Below are 13,119 nucleotides of genomic sequence, written 5' to 3'. Positions count from 1 at the left end.
CGTTTTCTGGGCAAAGGAGAGCGCCGATTAAAGAAAGCCCAAAGACGGCTCTCAAAGCGAGTCAAAGGTTCAGAAAACAGAAAAAAAGCTAGAGTGATTCTAGGAAAACGCCACCTCAAAATAAGTAGACAGCGTAAAGATTTTGCCGTGAAGTTAGCAAGATGCGTCATCCAGTCAAACGACTGTGTAGTCTATGAAGATTTGAGAATCAAAAATATGGTGAAGAATCACTGCTTAGCTAAATCAATTAACGACGCATCTTGGTATATGTTTCGAGTGTGGATGGAATATTTTGGTAAAGTATTCGGAAGAATTACAATTGCCGTACCAGCCCACGGGACGAGTCAAGAATGCTCTAGCTGCGGAACCATTGTCAAGAAAAGTCTATCAACCCGAACTCATACTTGTCGGTGTGGATGTGTATTAGATCGCGATCACAACGCAGCTAAAGTAATCCTAAGTCGGGGATTGAGTACGGCGGGGCACGTCGGAACTTGGATCTTAGATCCGAACGCTTGTGGAGAGTTGACCGCTACCGATGTTGAAGTAATTCTGCATCGGCAAGTCGATTCTGCGAATCAAGAATCCCCTCGGCTTTAGCCAGGGGAGTGTCAATAGGGCTAAGGCCAAAAAACCCGGTTTCTACGAAAATCGTGCATTTCTCCCTTGAGATATTGACGCAGAAACCGGGTTTTCGATCGGAGCTGCGGGTTGCAACCTGTGTATTTTCGTGAAAAAACCCGGTTTCTGACCATCCTTGCGTCCAAGAATGTCAAAAAAATGTAAAATACTAACTTTGGTCGGGACTGGGGACTACAGATAGTGAAGTATGCTCAAGAGCATTAAAGACCTAGCATTACTAAGTCTGTGAGCGATCGTCTATTTTTTAACAGTTTCAACTTAAACTTATGCAGCCACCTATTGCTATTGGAACTCTCCTACAAAACCGCTACCGCTTGGTGAATATTTTAGGTCAAGGAGGATTTGGCCGGACTTATTTAGTAGAAGATTTGGGACGGTTTCAAGAACGCTGCGCCCTGAAGGAATTGATTCCGGTGCAAAGCGGGCCTTATGTTTTGGAAAAATCGAAGGAATTGTTTCAAAGAGAGGCGGCAATACTTTACCAAATTGGGCACCCACAAATTCCCCAGTTTCGGGCAATATTTGAAGAGAACCAGCGTTTGTTTTTAGTGCAGGATTACGTGGAAGGGATGACTTACCGCGAACTAATGCTCGATCGAACTTCAAATGGTCGCACCTTCACCGAAGCCGAAGTCTTGGTATTTATCCGGCAAATGCTGCCGGTACTCGCTCACATCCACGCCCGCGGCATCATCCACCGCGACATCTCCCCAGAAAATATAATTCGGCGCGAAAACGACCAAATGCCGGTGCTGATTGACTTTGGAGTGGTGAAGGAACTCGCCACCAAAGTCCAGTCTCCCGAAGGAACAGCCCACGCAACAACTGTCGGTAAAATCGGCTACGCGCCGATGGAACAGTTGCAAAGCGGGCGGGCAACAGCCAGCAGCGACCTCTACGCTTTAGCTGTAACGGCGATCGTCCTGCTGACAGGCAAAGAACCGCAGGAATTGCTCGATCAAACAACGCTGCAGTGGAATTGGCAGCAGCAAGCGCAGGTGAGCACGGGTTTGGCTTTGGTGCTCAATCGGATGTTGAGCCGGTCTCCGGGCGATCGATATCAATCTGTCAGCGAAGTCGCCCAAGCACTCGACGCCCAAACTAATCCTAAACCTAGCCAGCCAACTGTACCGCCCGCGCCGCCAGCAGTGGTACCGACAAACCCTTCGCTAATAGCAACGGTGGCCGTGGGCAGACCGCCAGAGCCCGTCGCCCAGAGTTCCCACCCGCAAAAAAACCAGCCAGACCCGTTAATTGAGCCTGCTGCCGAGTCTTTTTGGGACAATCCCATTGCTGCGATCGGACTGCTGGCCGGCTTAGTCATCTTGACAGGCTTCGGTTCCTGGGCTTTAGTCGGCTCATTTCTCAACAATTCGCGCCCCAAACCCACTCCGACTACGCCAGCACTCATAAATCCCACGCCGACACTAACTCCGATACCAAACCCGCTACCTTTGCCAACCCCAACCCCGCAACCTTTGGCAACCCCAAGCCCAGAACCTGTGCCAGAACCAAGCCCAGAACCTTTGCCGGAACCAACCCTAGAACCTTTGCCGGAACCAAGCCCAGAACCTTTGCCGGAACCAAGCCCAGAACCTTTGCCGGAACCGAACCCAGAACCTTTGCCGGAACCAAGCCCAGCACCAACTCCGGCACCAACTCCGGCACCCAAACCGACGCCCGCGCCGACTCCCGCGCCCAAACCGGCGCCCAAACCGGCGCCCGCACCAACTCCCGCACCCAAACCGACGCCCGCGCCGTCGCCAACACCCGCGCCAACACCCGCGCCAACACCGGAACCGGCTCCAACACCCGCACCATCGCCGGAACCTGCCCCAACTCCCGCACCGTCACCGGAACCTGCCCCAACTCCTGCACCGTCGCCGGAACCGGAACCGGAACCAGCGCCGGAACCGGAACCAGCACCAACACCCGCACCATCGCCAGAACTCTAAACTTCTGGCAAAATTCCCCTAGACTGAGGTTGAGGCCAATTACTTGTTAGCTATTTGTCAATGAACTCGCTGCTAATTGCTGGAACTGATACCGACGCGGGCAAAACTGTTTTGACCAGCGCTCTGGCTGCTTATTGGCAAATGTATTTTCCCGATCGCAGTTTGGGACTTATGAAACTCATGCAAACAGGAACGGGCGATCGCGAACTCTACACCCGTTTGTTTTCCCTCGACCAATCCCCCGAAGAACTCAATCCGCTGCACTTTGATGCGCCTCTAGCACCGCCGATTGCTGCGGAACGGGAGGGGAGACGTATCGAGCTCGAAAAGGTCTGGACGGCGTGGCAAAGCCTCTCTGAGCGCAAGGATTTTGTATTAGTGGAAGCTTTGGGAGGGCTGGGATCGCCTGTAACGCGGGAACTGACTGTGGCAGATATTGCCAGGGATTGGCGGCTGAGGGGGGTTTTGGTAGTACCTGTGAGGTTGGGGGCGATCGGGCAAGCTGTGGCGAATGTTGCTCTCGCCAGACACACTGGTTTTAAGCTGAGAGGAATTGTGCTCAATTGCGTTAAAGCTTATTCTGAACAAGAAATTGCCGATTTAGCGCCCGTTGATTTGATCCAGTCGCTGACTCAAATACCTGTGTTGGGTATTTTGCCGCATTTAGATGACCCGACTGACCTTGCTAAATTAGCTAAAATTGCTTCAGATTTAGATTTAGAACAGTTACTGCCAGGGGTTAATTTAGTTCCTCAGACTTCTAAATAACCCTATTCTCAACACCTCTCTTTCTCATTCTTCTCTTCCTCTGCGTACTCTGCGTCCTCTGCGGTTAAAAACTAAGATTTTATTTTAACCGCAGAGAGCGCAGAGAGCACAGAGAAAGAGAAGAGAGAGTTTCACAAATTATTCATTCAGAATTGCTATAAGGAGAATAAAAAATGGTTTCTACTTTACCGAATTTCACCTCTGTCGATTTATCTCAGTTGCGGCTGGAAATTAGAAATTTGCAGCCTCAGCTAGTCGAATGGCGTCGCCTTTTGCATCAAAGACCGGAGTTGAGTTTTGATGAAAATTTAACGGCGCAGTTTGTCTCGCAAAAGTTGCAGGAATGGGGAATTGAGCATGAAACTAATATTGCTAAAACTGGTATTGTCGCCACTATAGACAGTGGCAAACCGGGGCGGGTTTTGGCAATTCGGGCGGATATGGATGCTTTGCCTATTCAAGAAGAAAATGAGGTGGATTATCGATCGCAGCATGATGGAATTATGCACGCTTGCGGTCACGACGGCCACACTGCGATCGCCCTCGGTACTGTCTGTTATCTCGCAAAGCACAAACACAGCTTTTCGGGTAAAGTAAAATTTATATTTCAGCCCGCCGAAGAAGGGCCAGGAGGCGCAAAACCGATGATTGAAGCGGGTGTTTTGAAGAATCCTGATGTTGATGCGATCGTCGGCTTGCATTTGTGGAACAATCTACCTTTGGGCACTGTAGGCGTCCGCAGCGGCGCTTTGATGGCGGCTGTGGAAGTTTTTGACTGCACGATTTTTGGGAAAGGTGGACACGGCGCAATGCCACATCAGACTGTGGACTCGATCGTAGTTACAGCCCAAATTGTCAGCGCTTTGCAGGCAATTGTCGCGCGGAACATTGACCCGATCGACTCAGCGGTAGTAACTGTCGGCAAATTCCACGCAGGCCACACCCACAATGTGATTGCCGATACTGCTCAAATCGCTGGCACGGTGCGCTATTTCAATCCAGCATATCAAGGTTATTTTGCACAGCGGATCGAGCAAGTAATTGCCGGAATTTGTCAGAGTCATGGGGCCAATTACCAATTAGATTATTGTGCGCTTTATCCGCCAGTTATTAATGATTCGAGAATAGCTGAATTGGTGCGCGACGTGGCAGAATCAGTTGTAGAAACTCCTGCGGGAATCGTTCCAGAATGTCAAACAATGGGCGGCGAGGATATGTCGTTCTTTTTGCAAGAAGTTCCCGGTTGCTATTTCTTTTTGGGTTCAGCAAATCCAGAGAAAAACTTGGCTTACCCGCACCATCACCCGCGTTTTGATTTTGATGAAACTGCGCTGGGGATGGGTGTAGAAATGTTTGTGCGCTGCGTGGAAAATTTTTGTGTGAATCAATGAAAGATTGTGTCATCCGGTGGGGGCGGGTTTATGAGATTATTGATTTTAGGCAATGATAGTTTGTAAAACCCGCCCCTACAGCAATCATATCTATTTAACCCGATCTCTTGCACCCGCAGTCAAAAAACTGTAGGGGCGGGTTCACCAAAAGATTTAAAGAATGCAGACAGCTTAAATAAACCCGCCCCCACCCCACGCGAGAGTCTTTTTACCGAGTTTGAAAAATATTCTGCACCATTTTTTTATCTACACTCGCCGCCGCCTTATCCAATTCTGCAATCTCCCCGGAGTCTAACTCCCAGCCCAAAGCACCAATATTATCCCTCGCCTGTGTCGCAGATTTGGCCCCCGGAATCGGAATAGTTTCTTTGCAGATGCACCAGTTGATTGCTACCTGCGAAACAGTTTTGTTTCTGAATGCCGCTATTTCTCGCAAACACTCCAAAAGCGATCGCATTCCCGGAAGTAGCTGCTTGCACGCCAAACCTCGGATACCTTTAGGAAGAGAGCCGTTTTCGGAATATTTACCCGTCAGCAACCCCAAGGCTAGAGGACTGTAAGCAATCAATTTTATCCCCAATTCATCGCAAACATCTTTCAACCCGAGTTCTGTCACCGGATAGGTGGAAAGTAGCGAATATTGCACTTGTAAAGTAACAATAGGAATTTGGCGATCGCTAAATCTTTGATGCACCCATTTCAGCCGTTTCGGCCCGTAATTAGACAAGCCCACTCCCTTAACTAATCCTTGCTCGTAAAGGTCAGCCAAACCATCTAAAAGAGCCCCCTCTTGCCAAGGAGCGTAATTAGCTGTAGACCAGTGCATTTGCACCAAATCTACATTTTTTCCGAGGCGCGCAGCCGAGGCTTTGCAAGCCGATATCATTGATTGTCGCGTCAGTCTCCAAGGATAAGCAGCTAGTTTTGTCGCAATACAAATACTGTCTTTATTTGCACCTTGATATTGTTGAGAAAACTGCCCCAAAAGCTGCTCGCTGCGGCCATTTAATTTCCCTGTTCCGTAAGAGTCCCCGGTATCGAATAAAGTGACGGCGTTACTAACACAAAGATTGAAAACGGCTTGCAATTCCTCGTCCATACTTTCATTGTAGCCCCAGAGCAATCTGTTGCCCCAAGCCCAAGTGCCGCAGCCCATTTTTGGAAGTAAAAGTTTTTGGTTAGTTGGCATTTTTATTGATGGTAGTTGTTGGTAATACGGATATTTTATAGGAACATAACTCGGTATCGCCTAGCCCCCAGTATAGCTGTTTCATTCTGCCACGGGCCGCCAGGGACTCAAGTCCCTGTCTAATAGCATAAGTCGGTTAAAACCGACTCAAATAGTAATTTCAATTTTGAAAATTAGAGTTACACATATATTCTGCGCTAACTCTATACAAAAACAGCTTTGATAGAATTGCTACAGTCGTCTTTAGACGACTTCAGCTATGAGACAGGGGTTTAAACCCCTGTCGGACTGTCGGACAAATGGCACACCCTACTAAATTACCAATGACTGATGACTCTTTAATTCTTTTACGTGGTTGGCGAGGGCGAAGGTGGGCTGTTTTTGGTAGGTTGCTCTGGCTTAGCTTTGGGGTCTGGTTTTGGTGGCGCAGGCGGAGGGAAAGTCGCCGCGCGTCTGGGTATTTGTAGCGCTGTTCGGAATGCAGAAGACGGGAAGAAACCGCTAAATTGAGAAAGTCGAACTGCTAGAGGTTCTGGTGCATATTCCCACAAGCTTTCGTAGTAGAAGAAAGCGGCGCCTAAGCCGTATTCTTGGACTGCTTGCACCTGAGATTTAATTTGCTGAATCGGTACTGGGTTATTTCTCAAACCTGTCATAATCCCAACTCCGGTGGGAATTTTTTGCTGCGCTTCTTGCATTTCTGGACGGTTAAGCTTGTCTACAAATGATTCTAGATTGGAACGGTAGACTTGCACGATTAGCTCGTCGGCAATATCCAAACGCACCCAAGTCAGCCAATCTTGTAGGTGATGTTTGTAAGCAAACTCGTAGTAATTGGGAGAAATTGAGAAAATTGCATTGGGTTTGACTGCTTTGACGGCTTGATTTAGCTGCGACATAAAAGCGGTGATTTTATTGGCTCGCCACCGCACCCATGCTGGATTTTGAAAATCTTTTGGCGGAGCTTTTTTTGTTTCTTTGGTATACAAAGCAACTGTGTACTCATCGTATCCAAATTCAGACGGCAAACTCATGTGATCGTCAAATTGGATGCCGTCTGCGTTATATTTAGTGGTGATTTCTAGTACGAGTTTGGTAATGAATTGCTGCACTTCTGGATGAAATGGATTGAGCCAAACTACTTCGCCACCTGCACCGATTGATGTTTGGCTGCCGTCCTGTTTTTGTGTCAGCCAATCGGGATGATTTAAGGCTAATTCTGATGTGGGAGGAGCCATGAAACCAAACTCAAACCAAGGAATTACTAGCAGACCTTGGCGGTGAGATTGAGCTATCAAATCTCCGATCATATCTTGTCCCTCTAACCCTCTGTAAACAAAGGGTTGAATGTCTTTTTGCTGCGCTACATCGCTGGGATACATTGCATAGCCAGAATTCCAGACAACGGGATAGATTGTGTTAAAATTTAACCGTTTTAGTTTGCTGACAGCATCTCCTAGTTTGCGACGATCTCTGAGGATGTCTTTGTCGTTTGTCGTCATCCAAACGCCGCGAATTTCCTGGCGGGGTTCCTGGGCGATCGCCGGAATGAAGTTGTTCGCCAGCAATACTATAATGAATGAGAGGGCAAACAGAAGCGGGAAAAGAGTTTTAATCGATCGCTGCCAACTGCGCGGAATGATGCGTAATGTCATAGTTTTGAATGGTGAGTTAGCTATTGAAACACACCCTGGCATAATTTGGTGATAAAATTTGCTCGCTCTACAGTCTACAGCCATTTGCGCTGAATGTGGGATCGGTTAACTGAAATGGGTGAATTGATGTTATGCGATCGCAACTGAGCTCCGTATAATCTCTGAGACAGAGGGTAAGTGACAGCATTCTGTCTAACTGCTGGAAAATCATTAATTACGCACTGCCAGCTCTCCTTACCGGACTCTGCGGCCCAATGAGTGCGAGTGCTGTACAATATCGGTGCTGGAATATCTCGATCGAACATCTGTAATTGTGAAACATTTAGTGTTAATTGGCGGCGGTCACAGTCATGCTATCGTATTAAAAATGTTCGGTATCAAACCGCTGCCGGGAGTGCGTTTGACTCTGATTAGCGATGTGCTGCACGCGCCTTATTCGGGGATGCTGCCGGGACACGTTGCCGGGTTTTACGATTATGATGAATGTCACATCGATTTGCGATCGCTCGCTGAATTTGCCGGGTGTCAAATATTAATCGATCGGGCGATCGCGATCGACCTTAACAAAACTTTAGTTATTTGTCAAACTTTTCCTCCCGTTAATTTTGATGTGCTTTCGGTGGATATCGGCAGCACTCCTGCGACTTTATCTGTACCGGGTGCCGCTAAATATGCAATTGCAGCTAAACCCGTACCGGAGTTTTTAGCTAGCTGGAATCAGTTAATTTCCGAAAGGCAAAACTCTCTCCAAAAACCGCTGCGGATCGCCATTGTAGGGGGCGGTGCAGGCGGCGTAGAATTAGCATTAAATATGCAATCTCGATTGGGGAAGTCCGATGGAAGTCGTCCCAGGGAAGAAAATTTAGAAAATTCATCATCAGAAATTCATTTGTTTCATAGCGGTGCTGAATTAATGCCGGGACATAACAAACGGGTGCGTCGCCGCCTGAAAGAAATTCTGATTAGTCGTGGGATTAAACTGCATTTAATGGAAAAAGTTAGTGCTATAGAAAAGCCAGAAACGAGTGACATAGAAGATAATCAAGAATGCCCGATGCCCAATGCCCAATGCCCAATGCCCAATGCCAAAATTTCCTGTAAATCAGGTTTAGAATTAGAGTGCGAGATCATTTTTTGGGTGACACAAGCATCGGCAGCCAATTGGATAAGAGAATCCGGTTTAGCAGCCGACTCAAACGGCTTTATGCAAGTCAACGATTGCCTGCAATCAGTCTCTCACCCCAACGTATTTGGGGCTGGCGATATCGCTGCGATGGTTAATTATCCCCGTCCCAAAGCAGGCGTGTTTGCCGTGCGTCAGGGCAAACCGCTGTTTGATAATTTGCAGCAGTTTTTATTGGAAAAACCGCTGAAACCCTTTGCACCGCAGGAACAATACCTAGGGTTAATTGGTACTGGGAATAAAAGGGCGATCGCATCTCGCGGATCTTTCATGTGGGAATCAGGGTTGTTGTGGTACTGGAAAGATTGGATCGATCGCCAATTTATGCAAAAATTTAGCAATCTACCCAAAACCCGCAATACCAAATAGCAAGACATTCAAATATTCTCCTCTCTTCCTCTGCGTCCTCTGCGTCCTCTGCGGTAAATAAAAAAAGTCTTATTCAAAAACCCTTGAAGCTTGCTATAGTAATATCAGAAGTCAGAAAAACTAACTATGTTCAGAAAAATTGGATTTTGGCTGCTTTGGATTGCATTTATCACCTACGCCTTTGTATTTGCACCACCCGACAGCCCAGAAAAAACCATCACACTAATTACCAATATTTCCACAGGCAAAATAGCAGACATCAACCCTTTAATTGTAGCGTTATTCAACCTCATGGGAGTCTGGCCGCTCATCTACAGTTGCGTCTTATTTGCTGACGGCAGGGGCCAGAAAATACCTGCATGGTTATTTGCCACTTTATCCTTTGGCGTCGGCGCCGTTGCCTTGCTGCCTTATTTAGCCCTGCGCGAACCTAATCCAGAATTTCCCGGTCAAAAAAATATCTTTTTAAAGATATTAGACTCCCGTTTTACTGGATTTTTCTTAACATTAGCTGCTGTTGGTTTAGTTGCCTTTGGCTTGACAAACGGCGATTGGTCTGATTTTATTCAGCAGTGGCAGACTAGCCGCTTTATCCATGTAATGAGTTTAGATTTTTGTATGCTTTGCCTGCTATTTCCTGCCTTATTAGGAGACGAGATGGCGCGCCGAGGAATGCAGAACTCTACAGCATTTTGGGCAGTAACATTAGTGCCGCTGTTCGGGCCGCTGGCTTATCTGTGCACGCGCAAACCCCTGCCGGAAACTAATAGTAAAACTGTTACAAATTAGACAGCAGTGCTGGTAATTTTCAGTTTAATCTAGAAATCCATCACAAGTAATCAGACAAGAAACAGGCAAGATGCCTGTTTCACAACAATAAGTAAGTTTTATTGTGGGTCGTTGCTCCTAGTAGCCCGCCCATGAAACACTGATTACAAATAGTGCCAAATCTGAGTATTAATCTAAATAATTATCTCCCAACCTCTAGCAAATGAAAAAATTTCCGATTGTTGGCATCACAACATACAACCGCTGTCCAGCAGGCGAATATCGTTTAAATGGAACTTATATTGATGCAGTGCAGGCGGCTGGTGGCATTCCGATTTTACTGCCGCCCAATCAATTAGATCCGGCTAGTATTTTGGATGCAGTAGATGGTTTGATTTTTTCCGGGGGCGGAGATATTAACCCAGAACTGTATGGCGGTTATGTCGATCGCACAGTTTACTCGGTTAATGCAGAACGCGACAATTTTGAATTAAGCTTAGCAAAGCTAGCTTTGAAGGCTGACATACCTGTGTTGGGGATTTGCCGGGGAATGCAAATGTTGAACGTAGCCAGCGGCGGCAGTTTGGTGATTCACGTACCGGATGCTTACGGAGATGAGGTTAATCACGGATCGGGAATTCCCCCGCGTGCGATCGAGCATACCATTGAAATTGAGCCCACCAGTCGGCTAGCAAAAATTATGGGAAAAACTTCAACAACAGTTGTTTCCTGGCATCATCAAGCAGTGCGAAAGGTAACATCCGATTGGCAAATAGTAGCCGATGCACCTGACACTTTGGTAGAAGCAATGGAGCACTGCTATCACCCTTGGATGATAGCAATTCAATGGCACCCAGAAATGTCGCCAAACTGTTCGGTAAACTCTCGAATTTTTCGGGCTTTCGTAGAAGCAGCCGCTTCAAGATTGATAAATTCTACCACGTCAGCATCAAAGGCAATTCCGACATTTTTATAGTCACTTATTCTTGATAGTCAGTATCTATTTCAATATCCAGGGTATCTTCATCTATTCTGACATAAAGAACATTCGGGCGACAGCAAACCTGACAATCTTCGATATAAGATTGCTCCATACCACCGCTGATATCAACAAAAGTTGTACTCGGTTCGCCGCAGAAAGCACAGTAATATTCAGCCGTTGTTTGCATCTTTCTCGCACTCTCTTTTTGTGACTTCGTGGCGGTAGCGAAACATATCTGTTAACCGCATTTCCACCCACCAACCTAACAGCAAATCGACAATCGGGCCGCCCGGTATCGAAAATGCGATCGCATCTGTCAATCTAGTCTGGCCATTTTCTGAGGTAAACTCGTGTCGGTGAACCCAACGTGCCATTGGCCCCTCAGTTTGTTCATCAACAAACAAGCGATATTGTTCGCACTCAGTGTGAGTCGCCACCCATTTTACAGGAATTGGCCCCAATAACAGGCGAAATTCTGATACAGCACCCACATCGAGTCCCCCTTCGCGGCGAATGATTTTCACCGGTTGCCAAGGCGGAGTCAAAAGTTGCAGAATGTCGGGTCTTTCGTGAAAGTTCCAGACTGTTTCAACGGTGGCATTAATCAGCGACGAGTATTTAAAATTGGGCATTTTTTGAATTTTGCTAAACACTTAATTGTGCGGGAATTTCAGCATTTGCAGTATTATCCTCTGTCTCAGTACAAACAGCAACTGTTAGTTTCAATCCCAAAGCATTCAGCCAAGTTCCCAGATTGTAAATTGTATTGCTTCCTTGCTGCGATAGCAATTCATCCAGTTCTTTTAAGTGCAATTCATATTGTTCTGGAGTCATTTTTGGTAGACCTAGAGCTTCAGCTACATCGCCCAGAGCTCGTTTCAGCAATGCTTCGTCAGGTTCTTCGCCTTCATCTAATTCAAAATGAGTTTCGAGATAGACTGCCGCATAACTGGGGTTTTTTAGCCGTGCCATCAAAAAGTCATGATACGGTAAACTTTTAGGCATTTTTTTAACTCCTATAATCTGTCCAGTATTCTATTGCTTGGCGAATGTCTCGGTCTTGAGTGCTTTTATCTCCTCCGCACAGAAGAAGTATAATTGTTGTTCCTACTTGCCCAAAATAGATTCTGAAACCAGGGCCATAGTCTATCCTTAATTCAAAGACTCCATTTCCAACTGATTGACAATCTCCCAAATTCCCCAAAATAACTCGGTTAAGTCTTTTATTGATAATTGTTGAAATTTTGCTATCTCGGAGCGAATCATACCAGTTATCAAACGGCACTTGACCGTCTGAGGCAACATAACGCTGAATTTCACTCTCGTTGGACTTCTGCCATAATTGTATTATAGTATGTCGCTCCTCGTCTTATCTTGAACCGGTTGCCAAGGCGGGGTCAAAAGTTGCCGAATGCCCGGCCTTTCGTGAAAGTTCCAGACTGCTTCAACGGTGGCATTAATTAAGGATGAATATCGAAAATTAGGCATTTTGTAGATCAAGTTAAACAGTTATTTCCGATCGCGTTTCAGCATTTGCAGTATTATCCTCTGTATCAGTACAAACAGCAACTGTTAGTTTCAATCCCAAAGCATTCAGCCAAGTTCCCAGATTGTAAATCGCATCACTTCCTTGCTGCGACAGCAATTCATCCAGTTTTTTTAAGTGCAATTCATATTGTTCTGGAGTCATTTTTGGTAGACCCAAAGCTTCTGCTACATCGCCCAGAGCAAGTTTCAGCAATTCAGGTTCCGGGTCGATTTCCTCTATAGTCGCCGTTATATAGGCGGCTGACAATGCCGGGTTTTTTCTCAGAGATTCAATCAAAAACGGATGATCGGGAATACTTTTAGCCATTGTTTTAAATCCTGTTGTAATCTGTCCAGTATTCTTTTGCTTGGAGGATATCTCGGTTTTGAGTGCTTTTATCTCCACCGCAGAGGAGAAGCACAATTGTTGTTCCAACTTGCCCAAAATAGATTCGGAAACCAGGGCCATAGTCTATTCTGAGTTCGCAAACTCCTTCTCCAACTGAACGATAGTCTCCCAAATTACCAGTAACAACCCGATTTAGCCTAGATCGAATCTTGGCTTGAGTGTTTGTATCTTTGAAGGAATCAAACCACTCAGCGAAAGGTACTCTGCCATCTGATGTGACATAACGCTGAATTTCCTTGGGTTGAACTTCTGGCATAATTGTATTATAGTACGTCGCTCCT

The 13,119-nt window shown here is 46.4% G+C and carries 16 protein-coding genes and 1 pseudogene; 7 read left to right on the top strand and 10 right to left on the bottom strand.

All coding sequences use genetic code 11. The annotated features are described in order from the left end of the window. The 4 genes from QUB10_RS19025 to QUB10_RS19010 all read left to right on the top strand — a co-directional run. Positions 1-600, top strand: a 600-nt coding sequence (locus QUB10_RS19025) for a transposase (protein ID WP_333204544.1), incomplete at its 5' end; no start/stop codon positions are given. A 308-nt stretch (positions 601-908) separates the two neighbouring features. Then, positions 909-2,597 carry a serine/threonine-protein kinase gene (locus tag QUB10_RS19020; RefSeq protein WP_333204542.1) on the top strand — a complete coding sequence of 563 codons (1,689 nt, stop codon included), beginning with the start codon at positions 909-911 and terminating at the stop codon, positions 2,595-2,597. Positions 2,598-2,657: 60 nt separating this feature from the next. Then, complete coding sequence (gene bioD / locus QUB10_RS19015) at positions 2,658-3,365, top strand: dethiobiotin synthase (protein ID WP_333107093.1); 708 nt, start codon at positions 2,658-2,660, stop codon at positions 3,363-3,365. 173 nt (positions 3,366-3,538) lie between these two features. Further along, complete coding sequence (locus QUB10_RS19010) at positions 3,539-4,756, top strand: M20 family metallopeptidase (protein ID WP_333204539.1); 1,218 nt, start codon at positions 3,539-3,541, stop codon at positions 4,754-4,756. Positions 4,757-4,964: 208 nt separating this feature from the next. Here QUB10_RS19010 and QUB10_RS19005 read toward each other — a convergent pair whose 3' ends face one another. From QUB10_RS19005 to QUB10_RS18995, 3 genes are all read right to left on the bottom strand, one after another. Beyond that, positions 4,965-5,945: an aldo/keto reductase gene (locus QUB10_RS19005; protein WP_333139464.1), complete on the bottom strand. Its 981-nt coding sequence runs from the start codon at positions 5,943-5,945 to the stop codon at positions 4,965-4,967. 347 nt (positions 5,946-6,292) lie between these two features. After that, positions 6,293-7,684 carry a glycoside hydrolase family 10 protein gene (locus QUB10_RS19000; protein WP_333204537.1) on the bottom strand — a complete coding sequence of 464 codons (1,392 nt, stop codon included), beginning with the start codon at positions 7,682-7,684 and terminating at the stop codon, positions 6,293-6,295. Continuing rightward, a complete protein-coding gene (locus QUB10_RS18995) occupies positions 7,675-7,905 on the bottom strand; it encodes a hypothetical protein (RefSeq protein ID WP_333204535.1) in 231 nt (76 codons plus the stop codon). The genes QUB10_RS19000 and QUB10_RS18995 overlap by 10 nt, the downstream gene beginning before the upstream one ends. 8 nt (positions 7,906-7,913) lie before the next feature. Between QUB10_RS18995 and QUB10_RS18990 the strand changes: the two genes are divergently transcribed. The 3 genes from QUB10_RS18990 (at position 7,914) to QUB10_RS18980 (ending at position 10,896) form a co-directional block, all read left to right on the top strand. After that, complete coding sequence (locus QUB10_RS18990) at positions 7,914-9,152, top strand: FAD-dependent oxidoreductase (RefSeq protein ID WP_333204533.1); 1,239 nt, start codon at positions 7,914-7,916, stop codon at positions 9,150-9,152. 126 nt (positions 9,153-9,278) lie between these two features. Then, complete coding sequence (locus tag QUB10_RS18985) at positions 9,279-9,941, top strand: DUF2834 domain-containing protein (RefSeq protein WP_333204531.1); 663 nt, start codon at positions 9,279-9,281, stop codon at positions 9,939-9,941. Between the two features lie 202 nt (positions 9,942-10,143). Further along, positions 10,144-10,896, top strand: a complete 753-nt coding sequence (locus tag QUB10_RS18980) for a gamma-glutamyl-gamma-aminobutyrate hydrolase family protein (protein WP_333204529.1) — start codon at positions 10,144-10,146, stop codon at positions 10,894-10,896. Between the two features lie 4 nt (positions 10,897-10,900). Here the strand turns inward: QUB10_RS18980 and QUB10_RS18975 are convergent, their stop codons facing one another. The 7 genes and pseudogenes from QUB10_RS18975 to QUB10_RS18945 form a co-directional block, all read right to left on the bottom strand. Beyond that, entirely contained in the window at positions 10,901-11,089 is a 189-nt protein-coding gene (locus QUB10_RS18975) for a CPXCG motif-containing cysteine-rich protein (protein WP_006635525.1), read from the bottom strand. After that, complete coding sequence (locus QUB10_RS18970) at positions 11,073-11,534, bottom strand: SRPBCC family protein (RefSeq protein WP_333204527.1); 462 nt, start codon at positions 11,532-11,534, stop codon at positions 11,073-11,075. The genes QUB10_RS18975 and QUB10_RS18970 overlap by 17 nt, the downstream gene beginning before the upstream one ends. A 13-nt stretch (positions 11,535-11,547) precedes the next feature. Further along, complete coding sequence (locus tag QUB10_RS18965; RefSeq protein WP_333204525.1) at positions 11,548-11,907, bottom strand: transcriptional regulator; 360 nt, start codon at positions 11,905-11,907, stop codon at positions 11,548-11,550. Positions 11,908-11,911: 4 nt separating this feature from the next. Beyond that, positions 11,912-12,217: a type II toxin-antitoxin system RelE/ParE family toxin gene (locus tag QUB10_RS18960; RefSeq protein ID WP_445251180.1), complete on the bottom strand. Its 306-nt coding sequence runs from the start codon at positions 12,215-12,217 to the stop codon at positions 11,912-11,914. Between the two features lie 59 nt (positions 12,218-12,276). Continuing rightward, positions 12,277-12,390 (bottom strand): annotated as a pseudogene (locus QUB10_RS18955) (SRPBCC family protein); the annotation flags it as partial. Positions 12,391-12,403: 13 nt separating this feature from the next. Further along, a complete protein-coding gene (locus tag QUB10_RS18950; RefSeq protein ID WP_333204523.1) occupies positions 12,404-12,757 on the bottom strand; it encodes a transcriptional regulator in 354 nt (117 codons plus the stop codon). Positions 12,758-12,761: 4 nt separating this feature from the next. Continuing rightward, on the bottom strand, positions 12,762-13,094 hold the full coding sequence (locus tag QUB10_RS18945) for a type II toxin-antitoxin system RelE/ParE family toxin (protein ID WP_194008965.1): 333 nt from the start codon (positions 13,092-13,094) through the stop codon (positions 12,762-12,764). Between the last annotated feature and the right edge of the window lie 25 nt (positions 13,095-13,119).

The organism is Microcoleus sp. B5-D4 (assembly GCF_036705145.1).
Classification (GTDB): Bacteria; Cyanobacteriota; Cyanobacteriia; order Cyanobacteriales; family Microcoleaceae; genus Microcoleus.
This window is presented reverse-complemented; position numbering and strand designations above follow the sequence as displayed.

Bases quoted from the DNA above. Each gene is read 5' to 3' on its own strand.
- QUB10_RS19020 (WP_333204542.1), top strand. From the start codon at position 909: ATGCAGCCACCTATTGCTATTGGAACTCTCCTACAAAACCGCTACCGC.
- bioD (WP_333107093.1), top strand. From the start codon at position 2,658: ATGAACTCGCTGCTAATTGCTGGAACTGATACCGACGCGGGCAAAACT.
- QUB10_RS19010 (WP_333204539.1), top strand. From the start codon at position 3,539: ATGGTTTCTACTTTACCGAATTTCACCTCTGTCGATTTATCTCAGTTG.
- QUB10_RS19005 (WP_333139464.1), bottom strand. From the start codon at position 5,945: ATGCCAACTAACCAAAAACTTTTACTTCCAAAAATGGGCTGCGGCACT.
- QUB10_RS19000 (WP_333204537.1), bottom strand. From the start codon at position 7,684: ATGGCTGTAGACTGTAGAGCGAGCAAATTTTATCACCAAATTATGCCA.
- QUB10_RS18995 (WP_333204535.1), bottom strand. From the start codon at position 7,905: ATGTTCGATCGAGATATTCCAGCACCGATATTGTACAGCACTCGCACT.
- QUB10_RS18985 (WP_333204531.1), top strand. From the start codon at position 9,279: ATGTTCAGAAAAATTGGATTTTGGCTGCTTTGGATTGCATTTATCACC.
- QUB10_RS18980 (WP_333204529.1), top strand. From the start codon at position 10,144: ATGAAAAAATTTCCGATTGTTGGCATCACAACATACAACCGCTGTCCA.
- QUB10_RS18975 (WP_006635525.1), bottom strand. From the start codon at position 11,089: ATGCAAACAACGGCTGAATATTACTGTGCTTTCTGCGGCGAACCGAGT.
- QUB10_RS18970 (WP_333204527.1), bottom strand. From the start codon at position 11,534: ATGCCCAATTTTAAATACTCGTCGCTGATTAATGCCACCGTTGAAACA.
- QUB10_RS18965 (WP_333204525.1), bottom strand. From the start codon at position 11,907: ATGCCTAAAAGTTTACCGTATCATGACTTTTTGATGGCACGGCTAAAA.
- QUB10_RS18950 (WP_333204523.1), bottom strand. From the start codon at position 12,757: ATGGCTAAAAGTATTCCCGATCATCCGTTTTTGATTGAATCTCTGAGA.
- QUB10_RS18945 (WP_194008965.1), bottom strand. From the start codon at position 13,094: ATGCCAGAAGTTCAACCCAAGGAAATTCAGCGTTATGTCACATCAGAT.